The organism is Streptomyces sp. NPDC001599, assembly GCF_042893535.1.
Classification (GTDB): Bacteria; Actinomycetota; Actinomycetes; order Streptomycetales; family Streptomycetaceae; genus Streptomyces.
Genome location: NZ_JBIAVA010000001.1, coordinates 651,232 through 673,883 on the forward strand (window position 1 = coordinate 651,232; position 22,652 = coordinate 673,883).

At 73.0% G+C, this 22,652-nt stretch carries 19 protein-coding genes; 13 read left to right on the forward strand and 6 right to left on the reverse strand.

The genetic code is table 11. The features are described from left to right. The first annotated feature begins 15 nt into the window (after positions 1-15). The 4 genes from ACFYZ3_RS02960 (at position 16) to ACFYZ3_RS02975 (ending at position 3,295) form a co-directional block, all read left to right on the forward strand. On the forward strand, positions 16-381 hold the full coding sequence (locus tag ACFYZ3_RS02960; RefSeq protein WP_388513589.1) for an Rv2175c family DNA-binding protein: 366 nt from the start codon (positions 16-18) through the stop codon (positions 379-381). 125 nt (positions 382-506) lie between these two features. Beyond that, entirely contained in the window at positions 507-1,181 is a 675-nt protein-coding gene (gene thiE, locus ACFYZ3_RS02965) for a thiamine phosphate synthase (RefSeq protein ID WP_388513590.1), read from the forward strand. 126 nt (positions 1,182-1,307) lie between these two features. Continuing rightward, the gene (metF, locus tag ACFYZ3_RS02970) at positions 1,308-2,231 is read left to right on the forward strand and encodes a methylenetetrahydrofolate reductase [NAD(P)H] (RefSeq protein WP_109031815.1); all 924 of its coding nucleotides are present in this window, start codon (positions 1,308-1,310) and stop codon (positions 2,229-2,231) included. Between the two features lie 56 nt (positions 2,232-2,287). Then, on the forward strand, positions 2,288-3,295 hold the full coding sequence (locus tag ACFYZ3_RS02975; protein WP_388513591.1) for a hypothetical protein: 1,008 nt from the start codon (positions 2,288-2,290) through the stop codon (positions 3,293-3,295). Positions 3,296-3,346: 51 nt separating this feature from the next. Here the strand turns inward: ACFYZ3_RS02975 and ACFYZ3_RS02980 are convergent, their stop codons facing one another. Both ACFYZ3_RS02980 and ACFYZ3_RS02985 read right to left on the reverse strand, forming a co-directional pair. After that, complete coding sequence (locus tag ACFYZ3_RS02980) at positions 3,347-4,867, reverse strand: phytoene desaturase family protein (protein ID WP_388513592.1); 1,521 nt, start codon at positions 4,865-4,867, stop codon at positions 3,347-3,349. A 472-nt stretch (positions 4,868-5,339) separates the two neighbouring features. Then, positions 5,340-5,969, reverse strand: a complete 630-nt coding sequence (locus tag ACFYZ3_RS02985; protein WP_011028140.1) for a TetR/AcrR family transcriptional regulator — start codon at positions 5,967-5,969, stop codon at positions 5,340-5,342. Between the two features lie 184 nt (positions 5,970-6,153). Here ACFYZ3_RS02985 and ACFYZ3_RS02990 point away from each other — a divergent pair, with 184 nt between their 5' ends. The 3 genes from ACFYZ3_RS02990 to ACFYZ3_RS03000 all read left to right on the forward strand — a co-directional run bounded on the left by ACFYZ3_RS02990 (position 6,154) and on the right by ACFYZ3_RS03000 (position 8,402). Beyond that, entirely contained in the window at positions 6,154-6,741 is a 588-nt protein-coding gene (locus ACFYZ3_RS02990; protein ID WP_388513594.1) for an SAV_6107 family HEPN domain-containing protein, read from the forward strand. 149 nt (positions 6,742-6,890) lie between these two features. Continuing rightward, on the forward strand, positions 6,891-7,718 hold the full coding sequence (locus ACFYZ3_RS02995) for a methyltransferase (protein ID WP_388513595.1): 828 nt from the start codon (positions 6,891-6,893) through the stop codon (positions 7,716-7,718). Positions 7,719-7,994: 276 nt separating this feature from the next. Beyond that, positions 7,995-8,402, forward strand: coding sequence for a spore wall synthesis complex protein (locus ACFYZ3_RS03000; protein ID WP_011028137.1), 408 nt, complete (start codon positions 7,995-7,997; stop codon positions 8,400-8,402). A 231-nt stretch (positions 8,403-8,633) separates the two neighbouring features. Here ACFYZ3_RS03000 and ACFYZ3_RS03005 read toward each other — a convergent pair whose 3' ends face one another. The 4 genes from ACFYZ3_RS03005 to ACFYZ3_RS03020 all read right to left on the reverse strand — a co-directional run bounded on the left by ACFYZ3_RS03005 (position 8,634) and on the right by ACFYZ3_RS03020 (position 14,269). Next, positions 8,634-11,024, reverse strand: coding sequence for a DUF3488 and DUF4129 domain-containing transglutaminase family protein (locus ACFYZ3_RS03005; RefSeq protein ID WP_388513597.1), 2,391 nt, complete (start codon positions 11,022-11,024; stop codon positions 8,634-8,636). Continuing rightward, on the reverse strand, positions 11,024-12,385 hold the full coding sequence (locus ACFYZ3_RS03010; protein WP_388513598.1) for a DUF58 domain-containing protein: 1,362 nt from the start codon (positions 12,383-12,385) through the stop codon (positions 11,024-11,026). The genes ACFYZ3_RS03005 and ACFYZ3_RS03010 overlap by 1 nt, the downstream gene beginning before the upstream one ends. Next, the gene (locus tag ACFYZ3_RS03015) at positions 12,385-13,458 is read right to left on the reverse strand and encodes an AAA family ATPase (RefSeq protein WP_388513599.1); all 1,074 of its coding nucleotides are present in this window, start codon (positions 13,456-13,458) and stop codon (positions 12,385-12,387) included. Before ACFYZ3_RS03015 ends, ACFYZ3_RS03010 begins: the two co-directional genes overlap by 1 nt. Before the next feature lie 256 nt (positions 13,459-13,714). Beyond that, on the reverse strand, positions 13,715-14,269 hold the full coding sequence (locus tag ACFYZ3_RS03020; RefSeq protein ID WP_388513600.1) for a beta-class carbonic anhydrase: 555 nt from the start codon (positions 14,267-14,269) through the stop codon (positions 13,715-13,717). A gap of 422 nt (positions 14,270-14,691) precedes the next feature. Here ACFYZ3_RS03020 and rsmH point away from each other — a divergent pair, with 422 nt between their 5' ends. The 6 genes from rsmH to mraY all read left to right on the forward strand — a co-directional run bounded on the left by rsmH (position 14,692) and on the right by mraY (position 22,652). Next, positions 14,692-15,648 carry a 16S rRNA (cytosine(1402)-N(4))-methyltransferase RsmH gene (gene rsmH / locus ACFYZ3_RS03025; protein WP_388513601.1) on the forward strand — a complete coding sequence of 319 codons (957 nt, stop codon included), beginning with the start codon at positions 14,692-14,694 and terminating at the stop codon, positions 15,646-15,648. Between the two features lie 154 nt (positions 15,649-15,802). Continuing rightward, positions 15,803-16,366, forward strand: coding sequence for a septum formation initiator family protein (locus ACFYZ3_RS03030; RefSeq protein WP_388513602.1), 564 nt, complete (start codon positions 15,803-15,805; stop codon positions 16,364-16,366). Beyond that, positions 16,363-18,327, forward strand: coding sequence for a cell division protein FtsI (ftsI, locus tag ACFYZ3_RS03035; protein WP_388513603.1), 1,965 nt, complete (start codon positions 16,363-16,365; stop codon positions 18,325-18,327). The genes ACFYZ3_RS03030 and ftsI overlap by 4 nt, the downstream gene beginning before the upstream one ends. Positions 18,328-18,551: 224 nt before the next feature. Further along, complete coding sequence (locus ACFYZ3_RS03040; protein ID WP_388513604.1) at positions 18,552-20,084, forward strand: UDP-N-acetylmuramoyl-L-alanyl-D-glutamate--2,6-diaminopimelate ligase; 1,533 nt, start codon at positions 18,552-18,554, stop codon at positions 20,082-20,084. A gap of 61 nt (positions 20,085-20,145) precedes the next feature. After that, positions 20,146-21,561 carry a UDP-N-acetylmuramoyl-tripeptide--D-alanyl-D-alanine ligase gene (gene murF, locus ACFYZ3_RS03045; protein ID WP_388513606.1) on the forward strand — a complete coding sequence of 472 codons (1,416 nt, stop codon included), beginning with the start codon at positions 20,146-20,148 and terminating at the stop codon, positions 21,559-21,561. Continuing rightward, positions 21,561-22,652, forward strand: a complete 1,092-nt coding sequence (gene mraY / locus ACFYZ3_RS03050) for a phospho-N-acetylmuramoyl-pentapeptide-transferase (protein ID WP_087809845.1) — start codon at positions 21,561-21,563, stop codon at positions 22,650-22,652. The genes murF and mraY overlap by 1 nt, the downstream gene beginning before the upstream one ends.

Consider the following 22,652-nt stretch of genomic DNA (forward strand, 5'->3'; position numbering starts at 1 on the left):
TGGCAGGCTGGAGGCGTGACCGAGATTGACGCAAAGACCGATGCTCTCGTGCCCGCCTGGCTCACCGTTCCCGACATCGCCGAGATGCTCGGCGTCGAGGTGACCCGGGTACGCCAGCTGATCAAGGAGGGCCAGCTCATCGCCGTACGCCGCGGTGAGAACCGCGCGCTGCACATCCCCGCGGCCTTCATCGACGAGGACAAGGTCGTCAAGGGCCTGGTCGGGACCCTGACGCTGCTGCGGGACGACGGCTTCAGCGCCGAGGAGATGCTGGAGTGGCTCTTCACGCCCGACCCGAGCCTGCCCGGCACCCCCGCCCAGGCCCTGAGTGAGAATCGCGGTACGGAGGTGAAGCGCCGCGCCCAGGCGCTCGCCGTCTGACCGGCCCCTCGCCGATCCGCCACACCGCCCGGCGTGCGGGCCACGCACGCCGGGCGCCCGTGCCCGTACGCCACCGTCGCGCGGCCCGTCATGGGCCCGCGCCACCCGACCCGGGGGACACCCGCATGCCCGCCACGCCCGCCACCACCGCCCGCGCCCGGCTCGCCGACGCCCGGCTCTACCTGTGCACGGACGCCCGCCTGAGCCAGGGCGACCTGCCCGAGTTCCTGGACGCCGTGCTCGCCGGCGGCGTCGACATCGTGCAGCTGCGGGACAAGGGAATGGAGGCGGCGGAGGAGCTGGCGCACCTGGAGGTCTTCGCCGACGCCTGCGCCCGTCACGGCAAGCTCCTCGCCGTCAACGACCGCGCGGACGTCGCCCACGCCGCCCGCGCCGACGTGCTCCACCTCGGCCAGGGCGACCTTCCGGTGCCCGCCGCCCGCGCGATCCTGGGCGACGACGTCCTCGTCGGCCGCTCCACGCACGCCGAGTCCGAGGCCACCGCGGCCGCCGCCCAGGAGGGCGTCGACTACTTCTGCACCGGCCCCTGCTGGCCGACCCCCACCAAGCCCGGCCGCCACGCACCCGGCCTCGACCTGGTCCGCCGCACGGCCGCGCTGGGCACCGACCGCCCCTGGTTCGCGATCGGCGGCATCGACCTCGGCAATCTGGACGAGGTGCTGGACGCGGGCGCCCGGCGCGTGGTCGTCGTCCGCGCGATCACCGCCGCCGAGGATCCGGGCGCGGCGGCGGCCGAGTTCGCGAAGCGGCTGCGGCAGGCGGCCCCGGCACCGGCGTAGCCGCACGCCGCCGCCGTGCGTCGTGGCCGGCGGGCAGGTGTCCAAAGGGTGGACAACAACTCGACAATGTGGACAAAAGTCCCGCATCCGGTTGGGTGACCGCCGCACCCTGGCTAACCTGCCCATATGGCCCTCGGAACCGCAAGCACGAGGACGGATCGCGCCCGCACGGTGCGTGACATCCTCGCCACCGGCAAGACGACGTACTCGTTCGAGTTCTCGGCGCCGAAGACGCCCAAGGGCGAGAAGAACCTCTGGAGCGCGCTGCGGCGGGTCGAGGCCGTGGCCCCCGACTTCGTCTCCGTGACCTACGGCGCCGGCGGCTCCACACGCGCGGGCACGGTCCGCGAGACCCAGCAGATCGTCGCCGACACCACGCTGACCCCGGTGGCCCACCTCACCGCCGTCGACCACTCCGTCGCCGAGCTGCGCAACATCATCGGCCAGTACGCCGACGCCGGGATCCGCAACATGCTGGCCGTGCGCGGCGACCCGCCCGGCGACCCGAACGCCGACTGGATCGCGCACCCCGAAGGCCTGACGTACGCGGCCGAACTGGTCAGGCTCATCAAGGAGTCGGGCGACTTCTGCGTCGGCGTCGCGGCCTTCCCCGAGATGCACCCGCGCTCCGCCGACTGGGACACGGACGTCACGCACTTCGTCGACAAGTGCCGGGCCGGCGCCGACTACGCCATCACCCAGATGTTCTTCCAGCCCGACTCCTACCTCCGGCTGCGCGACCGGGTCGCCGCGGCCGGCTGCGCCACCCCGGTCATTCCCGAGGTCATGCCGGTGACCAGTGTGAAGATGCTGGAGAGGTTGCCGAAGCTCAGCAACGCCTCGTTCCCGGCGGAGCTGAAAGAGCGGATCCTCACAGCCAAGGACGATCCGGCGGCTGTACGCTCGATCGGAATCGAGTTCGCCACGGAGTTCTGCGCACGGCTGCTGGCCGAGGGAGTGCCCGGACTGCACTTCATCACGCTCAACAACTCCACGGCTACGCTGGAAATCTACGAGAACCTGGGCCTGCACCACCCACCGCGGGCCTAGACCGGCCGCACGTATTTGCGACACACTGCGTAACGGCCACTGGGAGAGGGGCGTACATGGGCTGGACGGTCCTCTACATCGCGTTCGGCGGCGTCGCGCTGTGGCTGCTCGGCGAGGTGCTGCTGCAGTACAAGGCGCGGCTGCGCTGGCGGCTGCTGGCCTTCGCCGGCTTCGTCGGCGTCGTGGCCGGTGTGCTGATGTCGAACGTGCTCGTCATCGGCGTCGGCGCCGCCGCCTTCGCCGTCGGCCAGACCTACGTCACCCTGTCGTTCCGCCGCGGCTTCGAGGCCGGCTGGGCGGTCAACGCCCCGGCGAGCCTCGTCGGCAAGCGCGGGCGTCCCGAACGGGGCCGCCAGGAACCGACGTTGGAGGTCTCCGGGCCCGAACCCGCCGAGGGCGGCCAGGGCCGGCACGACGGCTACGACGAGCGCGCCCAGGGCCACGCCCCGGGCCAGGACGACACCGGCTCGTACGGGCACGACGACTACGACCGCGACGACGTCTTCACCCCGGCCCGCCCCGCCGACCCCGCGGCCGCGGAGACCACCGCCGTCTACGCGCCGCAGCCCATGCCGGACGACACCGGTTCCTACGGCGTGTACGCGGACTCCGGGTACGGCACCGGGCAGCAGCAGCAGCAGCCGGCGGCGGCCGCGACGGGCGCCGACCAGTCCTACGCCTACGACTACTCGGGCTACGGGCAGCAGCAGGGCTACGGCTACGACACCGGCGCCCAGCAGCAGTACGCCGCCTACTCCGACCCGTACATCGGCACCCACACCTACGGCGGCGGGGCGTACGACACGGGCGGTTACGACACGACCGGCGGGCAGCAGCAGTACGGCCAGCAGGGCCAGGGCTACGTGCAGGACCAGTACGCCACCGGCGCGCCCGGCGGTTACGGCGGCGAGACCCCGGCAGGCGGAGTGTGGGTGCCGCAGCAGCGCAGCACCGACGACCCCTACGGCGGCGAACTCCCGCCCGAGCAGCAGCCCTACCCCTACCAGGACGACGGCCGGACACAGGGTCAGGGCCAGGGCTACGACGAGCAGTACCGCTTCTGACCAGCAGTACCGCTTCTGACGAGCAGTACCGCCTCTGAGGAACCCGGCCGCTCACTGGGAGCCGCGGAACTCCGGCCCCTCCACCACGAGTCCGGCGACCAGCGCGCCCGACATGCCCGCGTGCGGCAGACCCCCGCCGGGGTGGGACCAGCCGCCGACGGTGAACAGGCCCTCCGTGCGGGTGCCGTTCGCCGGGTGCAGCAGCCGTCCGCCGGCGCCCGCCAGCGACGGCGCCGGAATCACGCCGTCCGCCGCGCCGGTGTCCGCCGCGATCTCGGCCGGGCTGCGCACCTCGTGCCACAGGAGGCGGTCGCGCAGGCCCGGTACCGCCCGCTCGGCGACGCCGATCAGCTGCTCGGCCCGCCGGGCGGACTCGTCGGTCGTGGCCCGCTCCGACTCGCCGTCCAGGGCGGGCACCACCGCGCTGAGCGTCACCGCCTCGTGGTCCGCGTCCGGGACCAGGGCCGGGTCGTCGGGCCGCAGGACGGTGACGGTCGGCCGCGCGGCCATCCCGGGAGCGGCGCCGAACAGGCGGTCCAACTCCGCCTCACGGTCCGCCGCGTGCACCACGGTGCGGTGCGCCGTGCCCGCCGGACGGCTGCCGCGCAGTGCCAGCAGCACCGTCAGCCGGCTCGCCCCACCGCGCTGCGGCGGCACCTCGTCCCCGCCGCGCACCGGCACCCCACCGCACAGGCGGTCCAGCACGCCCGGTGCCACGCCGGAGACGACGAACTCGGCCTCCGCCACGGCCCCTTCGGCCAGCTCCACGCCCGCCACCCGGCCGTCCTTCTCGACGATCTGGGTGACCTCGGCCCCGAAGCGGAACTCGACCCGGCGGGCCAGACAACGCTCGTACACCGCCCGCGCCAGCTCCCGCAGACCGCCGCCGCGCACGTACCAGACCCCGAACGCGTACTCCATGTACGGGAGGACCGCGGCGTTCGCCGGGGCGGTGCGGGGATCCAGGCCGTGGGCGAGCGCGTGGCTCTCCAGCAGGGCGGCGAGCCGGGCGTCGCGCAGCTCCCACGCGCCGACCTCGGCGAGTGTGCCGGCCCGGCGGGTGCGCAGCAGCCGCTTGTGCGGGACCGCCGGATAGGGCTCGCGCTCGGCCAGCACCCGCCAGTCGGGCCACAGGGGCTCCTCCAGGAGGGGACGGCGGGTGCGGTCCCAGGTCTCCCGGGCCCGCACCAGGAAATCGCCCCAGCGCCGCCCGGCGCCCGCACCGAGCGCCGCGTCCAGGGCGGCGACGACACCCGCCCGCGAGGCGTTCGGCAGCGAGACCTCGGTGCCGTCCGCGAACACGTGCCGGGACGACGGGTCGACCTGGACCAGCTCGACGCGGGACTCCAGCGGCTCCTTGCCGGTCTTCACGAACAGATCGCGCCAGACCGCGGGCAGCGGGAGAAGGCCGGGGCCGGTGTCGAAGCGGAAGCCGTCCCGCTCGAAGCGGCCCAGGGCTCCGCCGTAGGTCCGCGCCCGCTCGTACACCACCACCCGGTGGCCCGCGACGGCCAGCCGGGCGGCCGCCGCCATCGCGCCCGTCCCGGCGCCGATCACCGCAATCCGTGCCATGCCAGGGACTTTATCCGCCGCCACCGACACCCCCGTGCGAGGGCTGAGCACCGGAACGGACGTCCAGGTGACCGGTCGGCTGCGCCGCGCCGTGGGGCCGGGTGCGCAGGACTGAGTAGCTGTACCTAGTGCCGCAGATGAGTACGCGGGCGGATGGGCCCCGACCTGCGTGAACGAGAGAGTGGGGACACGGAGAGGGGGCACGGCTCCGGCACCGGCGACACGGGGCGCCGGAACGGAGCCGGGCCCGCGATCCGCTCCTTCCGCCGGCCGGGGCCGGCGGGAGCGAGACACGGGGGAGCCCGGAGGGACGACCGGTGACGGGAGTCCCGACGAGGGGACGTACGGGGGAGCAGGAGAAGGCGCCGGTCCGACGGCGGCCCGCGGGGGACGCGGCCGCCACGGACCGGCGTTCTTCGTGCACCGCCGCCCCCGCCCGCCGGTCGGCCCCGGCAGCTCCGCCCCGGCCGGCTCAGCCCCGGCCGCTCACGCGTCCCTGGAGCAGCCGGGACAGCGCGGCGTGCACGTCGTCGAGCGAGCGCTCCGGCTGGAACGCCTTCCAGTCCAGTGCCGCCACCAGGACCATGCCGACCAGTGCGGCGGCGGTCAGCGGCACGTCGATGTCCTCACTGAACTCACCGCTCGCCACGCCTTCGCGCAGGACGCCCTCCACCACCGCCACGGCCTCCTGCCGGACCACCAGCAGCGTGGACTGCCAGGCCCGGTTGGTGCGCCACAGCTCGGCGACGTACAGCTGGGTGAAGGCCGGGTAGCGGTCGATGAAGACGAGCCCCGCGCGGATCATCGCGTCCAGGGCGTCGACCCGGCCGCGGCCCTCCCGGGCGGTCCGTTCCGCGGCCTGCCGCAGCGAGGCGGTCAGGAGGCCGACACCGTGCCGCAGCAGCTCCTCGAAGAGGACGGACTTGCTGGCGAAGTTGTAGTAGACCGTGCCCTTCGCGACCCCGGCGCGCTCGGCGATCTCGTCCACGGTGGTGGCGGAGAAGCCCTGCTCGGCGATGAGGGTGACCGCCGCCTCGTAGAGCTTCTGCCGGGTGGCCTCGCGACGGCTGCCGCTCTGCGAGGCGGTGCTGCTGCTTTCCATGGTCCCGATTCTCACAGCACCCCTGCGCGGCGGCGTCACCGCAGGCCCGCGCACGACCCGAACCGAACGGCCGATCGAATCGAAAGTCCAGGTCAGAACGGATTGTCAGTGCCATACCTCACGATGGGCACATACGGCACCTCCTGCCAGGACGTGCCGTCACGGAGACGACAGGAGGATCGTCATGGCCCACTCGTCCGCAGCCGCCGCCCGGCGGCGCCGCGCAGCCGGCCCTGCACCCTCACTGACCGGACCGGCGAGCGACGTGCACCCCGTGCTCCGCCGCACGACCGCCCCGCCCGCCGCCCTCGACCTGCTCGCCCAGGCCCGGGCCGGGCTGGAGGAGGCCACCGCCCTCGAAACGCCGAACGAGCGCTACGCGACGGCCCACCTCGCCGCCCTGCGCACCGCCGCCGCGGTGCTGGCCGCGCGCGGCCGCCCGGAGACCGGCCCACGGGCCAGGGCCCGCATCCGCAGCGCCTGGGACGTGCTGCCCGAGATCGCGCCCGAGCTGTCCGACTGGAGCGCGCTGTTCGCCTCCGGCGCGCGGCGCCGGGCCCGTGCCGAGGCGGGCATCCGGGGCGCGGCCGGCAGCCGGGACGCCGACGACCTGATACGCGACGTGGCGATGTTCCTGCGCCTGGTGGAGCGGATGCTGGTCCTCCAGCCGGTCCTGCCCCAGCCACGCCCCGACGCGGACCCACCGGGCCCCGAGCGCCCCCGCCGTTCCGACGCCGGTCACCCGGGCCGGGACCTGCCGGACGCCGGATGAGCGGGTGACGAGCGGGGTGCCCGGCGGGCGCGGCGGAGGCAATAGGGTGGGAGTCGCCTGAAGCCTCCCCCTCCCCGCACCGGGCGGGGGCGGCAGCCCGTTCGCTCCGCCCGAGTCCGAGGCGGTGCCGCGCCGAGGAGTCAACTGCCGTGTCGGACCCGATGCGCCCGCCCGCCTCCCACCCCCGGCCGCACACGGCGGCTCCGCGCTCCGAGCCCTCTCGTTCCCGGGCCGCCCTGCGCACCGCCGTGGTCTGGGACGTCCTCCAGGACGCGCTGGACCGCCGGGTGAAGGCCACGGGCCGGCCGACGCTGGACGTCCTCGACACCGGCGGCGGCAGCGGCAACTTCGCGGTGCCCGTGGCCGGGCTCGGCCACCGCGTCACCGTCGTGGACCCGAGCCCCAACGCCCTGTTCGCCCTGGAGCGCCGGGCCGCCGAGGCCGGTGTCGCCGACCGCGTGCGGGGCGTCCAGGGCGACGCCCACGGCCTCTTCGACGTGGTCGAGCGCGGCGGCTACGACGCGGTGCTGTGCCACGGCGTCCTGGAGTACGTCGACGACCCCGCGGAGGGTGTCCGCAACGCGGTGGCGGCGCTGCGCGAGGACGGCGTCCTCAGCCTGCTCGCCGCGGGCCTCGGCGGGGCCGTGCTCGCGCGCGCCCTCGCCGGCCACTTCACGGAGGCCCGGCAGGCACTGGCCGACCCGGACGGCCGCTGGGGCACCGGTGACCCGGTGCCGCGCCGGTTCACCGCCGAGCAGCTCACCGGGCTGGTCGAGGCCGCCGGGCTGCGGATCGGGGCCGTGCACGGTGTACGGGTCTTCGCCGACCTCGTGCCCGGCGTCCTGGTGGACACCGAGCCCGGTGCGATGGACGCCCTGCTGAAGCTGGAGGCCGCGGCGGCCGAACTCGCCGCGTTCCACTCCGTGGCCACCCAGCTCCATGTGCTCGGCGAGACGCGAGGAGCCGACGAGGCCTGAGCGCCCGGTGGGGTAAGGCGCTGATCAGGGACGCGACTGCAGATGGAGTACGCCACAGGCCCCCCGAACGGGGGGCAGTCGCCGTATGATCGAGGGAGACGGCCCGGCATGACGGGTCGGCCGCTGGGGAATGGGAACTTCAGCGAGCCGGTACGGCCATGACGGAGTCCGGTTGGTCAATTGGCGCAGAGGGGCGGGTTTCACGGGGGCGATTCCCTGCCTATCCTGAAGGGACCCCCCGGGTCGCCCCGGCGACTGCACGATGAGGAGGACTCCGTGCCGCTCTCGGAGCACGAGCAGCGCATGCTCGAGCAGATGGAGCGAGCGCTGTACGCCGAAGATCCCAAGTTCGCGACAGCGCTCGAGGGAAGCGGGCTGCGTACGTACACCCGGCGACGGGTCTACCAGGCGGTCGCGGGCTTCCTTGTAGGTATTGCGCTCCTCATGGCCGGTATGGTCGCCCAGCAGGTGTGGCTCAGCGTGGTGGGCTTCCTGGTCATGCTGGGGTGCGCGGTGCTCGCCGTGACCGGCTGGCGCAAGGCCCCCAAACCGGGCGAGCAGCAGCAGGCGGCCGGTGCCGGACCGCAGGCCGCGCGCCGCCAAGGACGACAGAAACGCTCGATGATGGACCGCATCGACGAGCGCTGGCAGCGTCGTAGGGACGAGCAGCAGGGCGGCCAGTAGCGGCGTCCGAGCAACCGCTCACCAGCACATGCGCGTGAGGGGGTGACCACCGACCGGGTGGTCACCCCCTCACGCGTACCCATGAGCGCTCGTCGACGCGCCGAGACACCGGCCCGGGACGCCGGCCCGGGACACGGGACCGGGACATGGGACCGGGACACAGGATCGGGACACGGGGCCGGGACGCCTGCCCGGGGCGCCGGCCCGGGGTGGGGTCGGCGCCCGTTCGGCTCAGCCCTGCTGGTCCGACGTCCTGCGCCACTCCGGCCGGGCGGCCGCGGCCCGCCGTTTCAGGGCCGTCCACCGGGCCGACACCGTCCAGGTCACCCGGACGGCCGAACGCGGGGCGAACCGTGCGCGCAGCCGCGTTCCGCGGCCGACCGTGGCCCGCAGTCCGGCGGTCGCCAGCCGCACATCCTCGGCCAGCCCCGCGGTCGGGCGCGGGTGGGGCGCGTAGAGGACCTGCTCCACGGCGTCCGCGACCCGGTGCACCGCCTGTGCGGCCGTCGGCTCGAGCCGGCCCAGCCGGACGATGCGGGCGGCCGCCTTGCGCGGGGTCTGCGACTCCTGAGGCAGGATGCCGAGGTCCCACGCGGCGTCGGTCAGCTCCTGCCACACCGCGAGGGTGTGCGGGCCGACGTCCGCCGCACCGCGGCCGTGCGCCCCGAGCCGTACCGCCCTGGCGCGCAGCCGCCACAGCATCGGTGCCAGCGGAAGCAGCAGCACCACGAGCCCGGCCAGGGCCCAGGCCAGCAGCGCGTACCACTTCGGTCCGTCGCCCCCGGTGACGGGCACGGCCACCGCGGACTCGGTGGAGCAGGCGTCCAGCCTCTTGTCCTGCGGGGAGCAGGTGTCGCTCGAGGAGGGCGCCGCGGACGGCTCCGTCTGTGCGCTCTGCGACGGCAGGGCCGGGTCCGGCACCGAGCTGCCCGGCCGGTCCGTGATGGTGTACGCCGGGGTCGAGCCACGCGTCGGCGTCGGCTCGAAGCGGGTCCAGCCCACGCCCTCGAAGTACACCTCGGGCCACGCGTGGGCGTCCCGCAGCCCCACCGACACCGAGCCGTCCGCCTGCGGAGAACCCGGCGCGAAGCCGACCGCGACCCTGGCCGGAATGCCCAGGGAACGGGCCATCGCCGCCATGGCGAAGGAGAAGTGGACGCAGAAGCCCTCCTTGTCCTTCAGGAACCGGGCGATCGCCTCCGAGTCGTTGCCGACCTTGACCTGGGTGTCGTACTCGAAGCCGCCGTTGACCGCGAAGTACTCCTGGAGCTTGACCGCCTGCTCGTAGGGGTTCGCGGCGTCGGCGGTGACCTCGCGGGCGGTCCGGGAGACCACGTCGGGCAGCGAGTCCGGCAGCTTCGTGTACTCGCGCGTGAGCGCCGCCGACGGCGGTGGGGCCGCGGCGAGCTGCTGCGCCGTCGGCTGCACGTTCAGGCTGCGCACCTCGTACTTCAGCCCGCGGGTGTTCTGGCCGTGGTCGCCGACCAGGGTCATGCCGACGGGTTCGAAGCGCCAGTTGCCCGCGACGCGCACACCGCTGGGCGGGTAGGGCATCGGCAGCCAGTCCTGCGCGTACCAGTCCGCGGCCGAGACCAGGGCCCGGGACTCCGTGCGCTTGATGTCGGGGCCGAGCCCGGCCGGGGTGGGGAAGGTGCCCTCCGGAACGGCGGTGATGCGCCGCTTGGACGGCTTCCACGTGGTGCCGTCGAAGTCGTCCAGGGACACGATGCGCAGGTACAGGTCGGACAGGTCCTCGGAGTCCGTCTGGACGGAGAGGACCTGGCGGTCCTCGTTGACGTTCAGGCTGTCCCGCAGGGAGACCAGCGGGTTCACCGCGGAGATCGTGCCGCCGCCACCGGTGCCGGAGCCCACGCCGCCGCCGGCGCCGTCCAGCAGCCCGCCGTCCATCGCGGGCAGGGCGAGCGGCACCACCAGTGCGATGCCCAGCGCGAAGGCACCGATACGCCGCCCGGTGCGGACCGGGGCGAGGGCGCGCCCCTGCTCCGGGCCCGGCGGGCGCGAGGAGCCGCCGAAGACGCGGCCCCACTGCGAGAGCCGGTCGCGTCCCTCGGCCAGGAGCAGCATCAGATAGCCGACCGCCGCGACCAGGAACCAGAGCCAGTCGGCGCCGCCCTCGGACAGCCCCGCGGCCACCGAGTAGAGGGCGAGCAGGGGCAGGCCGGCCGGGGCGGCACTGCGGAAGGTCACCGCGAGGGTGTCCACCAGCAGCCCGATCACCAGGACGCCGCCGACCAGCATCAGCCGGATGCCGTCGGACTCCAGCGGCGCCGGGATCGCGTACCGGGCGATGTCGTCGCCACCCTGCTGGAGCAGGTCGGCGAAGCGCTGGAAGGCCTGCGGGCCGGGGATCAGCCCGGCGAGCGCCTGCTGCCGGGCGAAGACCAGGGTCAGCAGTACCAGCGTGACCACGGCCTGCGCGGCGATGGTCAGCGGCCGGGCCAGCGGCACCCGCCGGGCCGCCGCGCCCACCCCCGCCTGTACCGCCAGCAGCACCGCCGCCTGAAGGATCCACGTGGCCGGTTCCACCAACGGCAACAGCGCACAGGCCGCCATCAACGTGGCCGCCCAGGCACACACCGCCAACCGCGCGCGCCCGCTCATCACGCCCCCTCTGTGCCGGCCGGCGCCGCGAGGCCGGTGCGTTCGTGGTCGGCCAGGCGCCACACTTCCTCCACGGTGGCACCCCGGGGGACCGCCACCGCGGTCCAGCCCGCCTCGCGGAGCATCCGCAGCCGTTCGTCGCTCCCGGCCGACGGGCCGGGCACGTCGGTCGGCTCCCGGGCCCACGTCTCGCTGTCCAGGACGAAGGCGACGGCGCCGCCGCCCCGCTGCCGCATCTTCGCCACCACCGTGGCCTGCTCCTCGTCCAGGTCGCCGAAGAAGGCCACCAGCAGCCCCTCGTTCCCGCCGCGCAGCATGTCGTACGCCCGCGACAGACTCGTGTCGTCGGAGTGGTCGATCACGGCGAGGGTGTCCATCATCAGACCGGCCGCGTCGGCCGTCCCCTGGCTCGCGCCCGCGAAGCCGTCGGCGCCCTCGCCCGGCACCGCGTCGCCGGTGCCGGTGAGCAGCCGGACGGAGAAGCCCCGCTCCAGCATGTGCACCAGCACGGACGCTGCGCCCGACACCGCCCACTCGAAGGCCGAGTCGGGTCCCGCGCCCTCGAAGGCCACGACCCGGGTGTCGAGCAGCACCGTGCAGCGGGCCCGCTGCGGCTGCTCCTCGCGGCGCACCATCAGCTCGCCGTAGCGCGCGGTGGAGCGCCAGTGCACGCGGCGCAGGTCGTCGCCGTAGCGGTACCCGCGCGGGATCACGTCGTCGTCACCGGCCAGGGCGAGCGAGCGCTGGCGTCCCTCGCCGTACCCCTTCGCCTCACCGCTCAGCCGCACCGGCGGCAGCGCCTCCACGCGCGGGATCACGGTCAGGGTGTCGTACGTCGAGAAGGAGCGGGTCAGCTCGCACAGGCCGAACGGGTCGGTCAGGCGCAGCTGCAGCGGCCCCAGCGGGAAGCGGCCGCGCAGGTCGGAGCGGATCCGGTAGGACACCTCGCGGCGACCGCCCGGCTCGACCCGGTCGAGCACGAAGCGGGGCCGCGGACCGAGTACGTAGGGCACCCGGTCCTGGAGCATCAGCAGACCGGTGGGCAGCCGGGAGACGTTGTCGACGCGCAGATGCACCCTGGCCTCGCTGCCCGCGGGGACCCGCCCCGGGGAGAGCCGGCGACTGCCCGCGACCCGGTAGCGCGTGCGGTAGAGCACGGCCGCGCAGACCAGGGGCAGGGCACCCAGGAGCAGCCCGACGCGCAGCAGGTCGCTCTGGCCCAGGACGTACGCGCAGACCGCGGCCGCGATGCCGGCGGCCAGGAAGGAGCGCCCGCGGGTGGTCAGACCGGAAAGGGCGGTCCGGATGCCGCCGCCCTCGCCCCGGTCGGCCTCGGACCGGTCCGTCCCCCCGGCGTCCATCACAGCCTCCGCGGCGGCTGCTGACCGTACGCCGACGTGCCGCGGCCCATGCCGAAGCCCGTCTGCTGCTGAGGCTCCGCGGGCACCGCGGTGCGCTGCAGGATCTCCTGGACGACCTGCTCGGCGGTGCGGCGGTTGAGCTGGGCCTGCGCCGTCGGCAGCAGCCGGTGGGCCAGGACGGCGACCGCGAGGGCCTGCACGTCGTCCGGCAGCGCGTAGTCCCGTCCGCCCAGGGCGGCGGAGGCCTTCGCCGCGCGCAGCAGGTGCAGCGTGGCACGCGGCGAGGCGCCGAGTCTGAGGTCCGGGTGGGTGCGGGTGGCGGCGACCAGATCCACCGCGTACCGCCGGACCGGGTCCGCCACGTGGACGCCGCGGACCGCCTCGATCAGCTTCAGGATGTCGTGCGCGTGCGCCACCGGCTGGAGGTCGTCCAGCGGGCTGGCCCCGCCGTGCACGTCCAGCATCTGCAACTCGGCCTCCGGGCTCGGATAGCCGATGGAGACCCGGGCCATGAAGCGGTCCCGCTGGGCCTCGGGAAGCGGGTAGGTCCCCTCCATCTCGACCGGGTTCTGCGTCGCCACCACCATGAAGGGACTGGGCAGCTCGTAGGTCTGGCCGTCGATGGTGACCTGACGCTCCTCCATCGACTCGAGGAGCGCCGACTGCGTCTTCGGCGACGCGCGGTTGATCTCGTCGCCGATCACCACCTGCGCGAAGATCGCGCCCGGCTTGAACTCGAAGTCCCGCCGCTGCTGGTCCCAGATCGACACCCCGGTGATGTCCGAGGGCAGCAGGTCGGGTGTGAACTGGATCCGGCGCACGGAACAGTCGATGGACCGCGCCAGCGCCTTGGCCAGCATGGTCTTGCCGACGCCCGGCACATCCTCGATCAGCAGGTGTCCCTCGGCCAGCAGCACGGTCAGCGAGAGCCGTACGACCTCGGGCTTGCCCTCGATCACGTCCTCCACCGAACCGCGGACCCGCTCGACCACAGCGGTCAGATCTTCCCCCACGCTCCCGTACGCTCGCGCGGCGGTGCCTCCACGGCTCGCCTGATCGTCATAGGTCGTCACCCGGCCCTCCTCGGCCTTTCCCCGCACTCCCTGGGAAGTGGGGGTACCCCAACTTGCCGGCCGGCCCCGCACCGCGGACCGACCCACCCCGAATCACGGACACCGAGCGGAAAAAGTTCCGCACGACACCACTTCCCGCATTCTTGCCGCCGTTACCGATTCGTGTCACTCGCCTGTGGACAACTGGCCGCGATATGTCGGCCCTTACGGCCTTTGCGGAGCTTGCACGGCGGGATCGTCGGGGCGGGCCGCCGGATCAGGCGGGGTCGACCTCGCGCAGCAGCCCGGTCTTCACGTCGAAGACGAAACCGCGTACGTCCTCGGTGTGCAGCAGGAACGGCGAGGTGCGCACCCGCTCGATCGACTGCCGCACGTCCTGGTCGGCGTCCCGGAAGGCCTCCACCGCCCACGCGGGACGCTGGCCCACCTCCAGCTCCAGGTCGTGCCGGAACTCCTCGGTGATGGTCTCCATGCCGCAGCCCGTGTGGTGGATGAGGACCACGCTGCGGGTGCCGAGCGCCCGCTGGCTGATGGTCAGGGACCGGATCACGTCGTCGGTGACGACACCGCCCGCGTTGCGGATCGTGTGGCAGTCGCCCAGCTTCAGGCCGAGCGCGGCGTGCAGGTCCAGGCGGGCGTCCATGCAGGCCACGACGGCGACGCGCTGTACGGGGCGGGCGTCCATGCCGGGGTCGGCGAACGCCGCGGCGTAGCGTTCGTTCGCCTCGACGAGCCGGTCGGTGACGGTGTGGTCGGCCGCTATGGCGGATTCGGAGGCGGCGGGTACCGATGCAGAAGTCGTCATATCCATGACGTTACTGGCCGTCCCTGCCCGTAGCCCGCTGTGAAGCGGGACAAAGAACGTCATCGAGGCTTGTTGTGAGCCAACCCACAGGGTGGCCGGATTGCGGCCGTACGAGTGAAAAGCCGTTCGATGCCGGTTTGCTGACACCGGTGTCCGCGACGCGCAGGCCGGTTGATTGACCGGGCGACACCGTGGACTAAAGTGACGCGAAGCGGGAGGCGAGGTCCTCCCTGCTGGACTGAATTCCCCGGAGACCTGGGCGACGTCCCGCCAGATCTCCCCACGTGCGCGGCGCGTACGTACGGCTCGGCCTCCTCCCGCTCCCGGCCGGCCGACGCTTTTGGCGCCGGCAGGCCTCCCCTTCAGATGCGAGCGGGAGGGGACCCGGCAGTGCGTGACGCCGCGCCGGAGCTGAGAGGCCGCCCCACTTGAGCCAGAGTCGACACGTCCCGGTGATGCTCCAGCGGTGTCTGGACCTGCTGGCACCCGCCCTCACCGAGCCGGGAGCCGTGGTCGTCGACTGCACGCTGGGACTCGGCGGGCACAGCGAGGCGCTCCTCGAACGCTTCCCCGAGGCCCGGCTCGTCGCCCTCGACCGCGACAAGGAGGCCCTGCGCCTGTCCGGCGAACGGCTCGCTCCGTACGGCGAGCGCGCCACCCTCGTGCACGCCGTCTCCGACGAGCTGCCCGACGTGCTCGACCGGCTCGGCGTCCCCCGGGTCCAGGGCGTGCTGTTCGACCTCGGCGTCTCCTCCATGCAGCTCGACGAGGCCGACCGCGGCTTCGCCTACGCCCAGGACGCCCCGCTCGACATGCGGATGGACCAGAGCACGGGCATGAGCGCCGCCGAGGTCCTCAACACCTACCCGCCCGGCGAACTCGTCCGCATCCTGCGGGCGTACGGCGAGGAGAAGCAGGCCAAGCGGATCGTGTCCGCCGTCGTGCGCGAGCGCGAGAAGGAGCCGTTCACCAACAGCGCCCGCCTCGTGGAGCTGATCCGCGCGGCGCTGCCGCAGGCCGCCAAGCGCACCGGCGGCAACCCGGCCAAGCGCACCTTCCAGGCCCTGCGCATCGAGGTCAACGGCGAGCTGTCCGTCCTGGAGCGGGCGATCCCGGCCGCCGTCGAGTCGGTCGCGGTCGGCGGGCGGATCGCGGTGCTGTCGTACCACTCGCTGGAGGACCGGCTGGTCAAACAGGTGTTCGCGGCTGGCGCCGCCAACACCGCGCCGCCCGGCCTGCCCGTCGTCCCCGAGCAGTACGCACCGCGGCTCAAGCTGCTCACCCGCGGTGCCGAACTCCCCACCGAGGAGGAGATCGCCGAGAACCGTCGCGCGGCACCGGCACGGCTGCGCGGCGCCGAGCGCATCAGGGAGTCCCTCGGGTGAAGGGACCCCCTCGGGCGGAGCGAGCGAGGCAGGCCGGGCACCGGTGCGGACGGCACCCTCTGGGGGGTGCCGTTTGGATCAGGTCGGCTCCAGGAGACGGTGCCTTGTGGCCGGCCCCGGCAAGATCCAGACGACACCCCCCAGGGGAGGGCGTGTGAGCAGGAAACCCGAACTGAAGGGCAGGGCCGCCCGACTGGCCCGGCTCCTGCCCACCGGCGGCCCCCGGGGCCAGGCGGCCCGGGCGCCGTTCGTCCTCCTGGTCGTCGTCCTCCTCGGCGGCGGCCTCATCGGGCTCCTCGTGCTGAACTCCGCCCTGAGCGAGGGCTCCTTCCAGCTGGACGACCTCAAGCAGCGGACCAAGGAACTCACCGACGAGGAACAGGCGCTCCAGCGGGACATCGACGCCTACTCCGCCCCCCGGGCCCTCCAGCGCCGCGCCCGTGAACTGGGCATGGTGCCCGGTGGCGACCCCGCCTTCCTCGACCCCGACGGCAAGGTCAAGGGCTCGCCCAGGCCCGCCCCCGCCGCGGCCACCCCGCTCGTCCTCGCTCCCGAGGCGCTGGCCTCGACGTCCGCCGGCGCGTCCACGGTCACGCCGTCCCCCTACACCGAGCCCTCCGGCCCGGCCCCCACGCCCACCGCCGCGGCCGCGTCCGGCACCGCCGTCACCCCCACCACCGCGGCGCCGCCCACCCCGACCCCGACTCCCGGCAGGTGACGGAAGTGTCCGACAGGGAACCGCCGCGCCGCCGGGTGCCCGGACCCGCGAGGCCCGTCCGCCCCGGCGGCGGGCGCCGCCCGGGGCCCGGCGCCCGGCCCACCCGCAGGCCAGGACCGCCCCGCCCGGCGCCCCGCGCCTTCCGGCTGGGCAGCCCGCGCCCCCGGCTGCGCATGATCGGCCTCGCGCTGACCCTGGTGCTGGCCGCGTTCGTCGTACGGCTCCTCCAGGTGCAGGCCGTCGACGCCGGCACCTACTCGGCGAAGGCCGAGCAGAACCGCTACGTCGTACACACCCTGCCCGCCGAGCGCGGCGGAATCACCGACCGCAACGGGGTCTCCCTCGCGAGCACCGTGGACTCCTACGACATCACGGCCGACCCCACGATGTTCACCCGCGAGCAGCTGAAGGTCGACGACGGACCCGAGCAGGCGGCGGCGCTCCTCGCGCCGATCCTCGGCCAGGACCAGGAGAAGCTGGCGAAGGTGCTCCGCCCGAAGAACAAGGAGCTGCGCTACGTCCGCCTCGCGCGCCGGCAGACCCCCCAGGTCTGGAACCAGATCAAGGACCTGAAGACCGCGCTCACCACGAAGGCGGAGACCGACAGGGCGACGGTCAACGTGCTCGGGGGCGTCTTCGCCGACCCCAGCAGCAAGCGGGTGTACCCGGGCGGCGACCTCGCCGCCGGCATCCTCGGCTGGGTCGGCGCCGACGGCAAGGGCGGCGGCGGCCTGGAGCGGCAGCTGGACAAGACGCTGGCCGGCGAGGACGGCAAGATCCGCTATGCCCAGTCCGGCGGGCGCCAGGTGCCCACCGCCGGTTCCACCGAGACGCCCGCCGTGCCGGGCAGCGACGTCGAGCTGACCATCGACCGCGACATCCAGTGGGCCGCGCAGCACGCCATCAGCGAGCAGGTGGAGAAGTCCAAGGCGGACGGCGGCTACGTCATCGTCCAGGACACGACCACCGGCGAGATCCTCGCCATGGCCAACTCGCCCGGCTTCGACCCGGGCGACCTCGCCCACGCCGACCCCGCGGCGCTGGGCAACGCCGCGCTCCAGGACGCCTTCGAACCGGGCTCCACCGCCAAGGTGCTGTCCATGGCGGCCGTGCTGGAGGAGAACGTCGCCACGCCGGGCACCCACATCACCGTCCCCAACCGGCTCAAGCGCGGCGACCGGCTCTTCAAGGACGACATCGACCACCCGACCTGGTACCTCACGCTCAACGGCGTGCTCGCCAAGTCCAGCAACATCGGCACGATCATGGCCACCGGAGAGCTGGGCAAGACCCAGGCCGAGGCCAACAAGGTGCTCTACTCCTACCTGCGCAAGTTCGGCCTCGGCGGCTACAGCGGGCTCGGCTTCCCCGGCGAGACCAAGGGCATCCTCGCGCCGCCCGACCAGTGGTCGACCTCACAGCAGTACACGATCCCTTTCGGCCAGGGCGTCTCCGTGAACGCGCTCCAGGCGGCCTCCATCTACTCGACCGTCGCCAACGGCGGCGTCCGCATCGAACCCACGCTGGTCCGCGGCACGAAGGGGGCCGACGGACGCTTCACCCCGGCCCCTGAACCCAAGAAAACCCGTGTGACCAGTGAGAAGACCGCGAAGACCCTCTCACAGATGCTGGAGTCCGTCGTAGACGACGAGGAGGGCACCGGTACCAAGGCGCGCATCCCCGGCTACCGGGTTGCGGGCAAGACGGGCACGGCCAACCGGGTGGATCCGGCCACCGGCAAGTACCACGGCTACACCTCGTCCTTCGCCGGGTTCGCCCCCGCCGACAAGCCCCGCGTCACCGTCTACTGCGCCATCCAGAACGCCACCGAGGGCAGCTACTTCGGCGGCCAGATCTGCGGCCCCATCTACAAGCAGGTCATGGAGTTCGCCTTGAAGACCCTTCAGGTCCCGCCCACCGGGGCCGCCCCCGCGAGGCTCCCGGTCACCTTCAAACCCTGAGCCGTACCGCCCCTCCCCTCGCACCGAGCCCGTACCGAGCCAGCGCCGATTCAGTACCGAGCCACCAGGAACCACCCGTGACGACGATCACCCCCGACCCCGGGAACCAGAGCGCCCCCCAGGCCTCGCCCCAGCCCTCGCTTCGCCCGCAGGCGGGTACTCCCGGTACGCTCACCGCCGTGCCACACCCTGATCAGTCCCAAACCACCCAGAAGGGCCACCCCGTGACATACCCGGGACCGCCCCGGCCGGTGCGGATCTCCGCCACACCCCTCGCGGAGCTCGCCGATCAGCTGGGTGCCTCCGCGCCGGACGGCTCCGCCGAGGTCACGGGCATCACCCACGACTCGCGCGCCGTCCGCCCCGGTGACCTGTACGCCGCCCTCCCCGGAGCCCGCGCCCACGGCGCCGACTTCGTCACCCAGGCCGCGGGCCTCGGTGCCGCGGCCGTGCTGACCGACCCGGCCGGCGCGGAGCGCGTCGCCGCCACCGGTCTGCCGGCGCTCGTCGTCGACGACCCGCGCGCGCGGATGGGGGAGCTGGCGGCCACGATCTACGGCCACCCCGGCCGCGACCTGCTCCAGATCGGCATCACCGGCACCTCCGGCAAGACCACCACCGCCTACCTCGTCGAGGGCGGCCTGCGCACGGCGAAGTCCACCGGGCTGATCGGCACGGTCGAGATGCGCATCGGCGACGAGCGCATCAAGTCCGAGCGGACCACGCCCGAGGCCACCGACCTCCAGGCGCTGTTCGCGGTGATGCGCGAGCGCGGCACCGAGGCGGTCGCCATGGAGGTCTCCAGCCACGCCCTGGTGCTCGGCCGCGTCGACGCCTGCGTCTTCGACATCGCGGTCTTCACCAACCTCAGCCCGGAGCACATGGAGTTCCACTCCGGCATGGAGGACTACTTCCAGGCCAAGGCGCAGCTCTTCACCCCGAAGCGCAGCACACTGGGCGTGGTCAACGTCGACGACGAGTACGGGCGCCGCCTTGCCAACGAGGCCACCGTCCCGGTCGTCACCTACTCCGCCGAGGGCCACCCGGACGCCGACTGGCGCGCCGACGAGGTCGAGGTCGGCCCGCTGGACTCCACGTTCACCGTGCTCGGGCCCAAGGGCGAGCGGATCGCCGCCAAGTCGCCGCTGGCCGGGCCGTTCAACGTGGCCAACACCCTCGCCGCGATCGTCTCCCTCGCCGCCGCCGGGCTCGACCCGCAGGCCGCCGCCGACGGCGTCGCCGCCGTACCGGGCGTGCCGGGCCGCCTGGAGCGCGTGGACGTGGGCCAGCCCTACTTCGCGGTGGTCGACTACGCCCACAAGACCGACGCCGTCGAGTCGGTGCTGCGGGCCCTGCGCAAGGTCACCGAGGGCAGGCTGCACGCCGTGCTCGGCTGCGGCGGCGACCGGGACACCACCAAGCGGGAGCCGATGGGCGCCGCCGTGGCCCGCTTCGCCGACACCGCCGTACTGACCTCCGACAACCCCCGCTCCGAGGACCCCCTCGCGATCCTCGCCACCATGCTCCAGGGTGCGGCGTCCGTGCCCGCGCACGAGCGCGGCGAGGTACAGGTCTTCGAGGACCGGGCCGCCGCGATCGCCGCCGCCGTCGCCCGGGCCGAGCCCGGCGACACGGTGCTGGTGGCCGGCAAGGGCCACGAGCAGGGCCAGGACATCGCCGGGGTCGTCCGTCCCTTCGACGACCGCGAGGTGCTGCGCGAAGCCATCAAGAAGACCCAGGGACGAGATCCCGAATGATCCAAGGGACGAGATCCCGAATGATCCAGCCGATCCTGATCCTGATCCAGGGGACGAACTTGTGATCACCCTCTCACTCGCCGAGATCGCAGAAGTCGTCGGCGGGCGGATGCACGACATACCGGACCCGTCCGCCGAGGTCACCGGGCCGGTCGTCCGGGACTCCCGGGAAGCGGGGCCCGGCAGCCTCTTCGTCGCCTTCGTCGGCGAACGGGCCGACGGCCACGACTTCGCCGCGCAGGTCGTCGAAGCGGGTGCGGTGGCCGTCCTCGGCTCCCGCCCCGTCGGCGTGCCCGCGATCGTCGTGGACGACGTCCAGGCCGCCCTCGGCGCCCTCGCCCGGCACGTCGTGCGACGCCTCGGCACCACCCTCGTGGCTCTCACCGGGTCGGCCGGCAAGACCAGCACCAAGGACCTGATCGCCCAGGTCCTGCGCCGCAAGGCGCCCACGGTGTTCACGCCCGGCTCCATGAACAACGAGGTCGGGCTGCCGCTCACCGCGCTCACCGCCACCGACGAGACCAGGTTCCTCGTCCTGGAGATGGGCGCCCGCGGCATCGGCCACATCCGGTACCTGTGCGAGCTGACCCCGCCGAAGATCGGTCTCGTCCTCAACGTCGGCTCCGCGCACATCGGCGAGTTCGGCGGCCGGGAGCAGATCGCCCAGGCCAAGGGCGAGCTCGTCGAGGCGCTGCCGCCGGCCGAGGAGGGCGGCACCGCGGTCCTCAACGCGGACGACCCGCTCGTACGGGCCATGGCCTCCCGAACGAAGGCGAAGGTGATCCTCTTCGGAGAGTCCGGCGAAGCGGACGTTCGCGCCGAGAACGTGCGACTCACGGACACCGGACAGCCTTCCTTCAGCCTTCACACACCCTCCGGTGCAAGCGATGTGACCATGCGCCTGTACGGTGAGCACCACGTGTCGAACGCGCTCGCCGCGGCCGCCGTCGCCCACGAGTTGGGCATGTCCGCAGACGAGATCGCCACCGCGCTCTCCGAGGCGGGCTCCCTCTCCCGCTGGCGGATGGAGGTCACCGAGCGCCCGGACGGCGTGACGGTCGTCAACGACGCCTACAACGCGAACCCCGAGTCCACGAAGGCCGCGCTGCGTGCGCTGGTCGCCATGGGCAAGGGACGCCGGACGTGGGCGGTGCTCGGCAAGATGGCCGAGCTCGGGGACGAGGCGCTCGCCGAGCACGACGCGGTCGGACGGCTCGCCGTCCGGCTCAACGTCAGCAAGCTCGTCGCGGTCGGGGGCAGGGAAGCCCGATGGCTGCAACTGGGCGCATATAACGAGGGTTCGTGGGGTGAGGAGTCGGTGCACGTGTCCGACGCACAGGCGGCGGTCGACCTGTTGCGCAGCGAGTTGCGCCCAGGAGACGTCGTGCTCGTGAAGGCGTCCCGTTCGGTGGGTCTGGAAAGCGTCGCCACGGCGCTCCTCGAGACCGGCGCCGAGGGTGAGGTTGCCGCCCGATGATGAAGCAGATCCTGTTCGCAGGAGTCATTGGCCTCTTCCTCACGCTGGTCGGCACCCCGCTGCTGATCAAGCTCCTGGCCCGCAAGGGCTACGGCCAGTACATCCGCGACGACGGACCGCGCGAGCACGCCAGCAAGCGCGGTACGCCGACCATGGGTGGTATCGCCTTCATCCTGGCGACGGTCGCCGCGTACTTCCTCGCCAAGGGCATCACCGGCTATCTGGACCCCGACATCGACGCGGGGCCGACCTTCTCCGGTCTGCTGGTGATCGGCCTGATGGTGGGCATGGGCCTGGTCGGCTTCCTCGACGACTACATCAAGATCGTCAAACGGCGTTCGCTGGGCCTGCGGGCCAGGGCGAAGATGATCGGCCAGCTCACCGTCGGCATCGCCTTCGCCGTGCTCTCGCTGCAGTTCGCGGACAACCGGGGCAACACCCCGGCGTCCACGAAGCTGTCGTTCATCACCGACTTCGGCTGGACCATCGGCCCGGTGCTGTTCGTCGTCTGGGCGCTGTTCATGATCCTCGCGATGTCGAACGGCGTGAACCTGACCGACGGCCTGGACGGCCTGGCCACCGGCGCCTCCGTCCTGGTCTTCGGCGCCTACACCTTCATCGGCGTCTGGCAGTTCCAGGAGTCCTGCGCCAACGCGCTGACCCTGACCAACCCGGGTGCCTGCTACGAGGTGAGAGACCCGCTCGACCTCGCGGTGGTCGCGTCCGCGCTGATGGGTTCCTGCCTCGGCTTCCTGTGGTGGAACACCTCGCCGGCCAAGATCTTCATGGGCGACACCGGTTCGCTCGCGCTCGGCGGTGTGCTCGCGGGTCTGGCGATCTGCTCGCGCACCGAACTGCTGATGGCCATCCTCGGCGGCCTGTTCGTGCTGATCACCATGTCGGTGGTCATCCAGGTCGGCTCCTTCCGCCTCACCGGCAAACGAGTCTTCCGGATGGCGCCACTCCAGCACCACTTCGAACTCAAAGGCTGGTCCGAAGTCCTTGTCGTGGTCCGTTTCTGGATCATCCAGGGCATCTGTGTGATCGTCGGACTCGGCCTCTTCTACGCGGGATGGGCAACGGACAAGTGA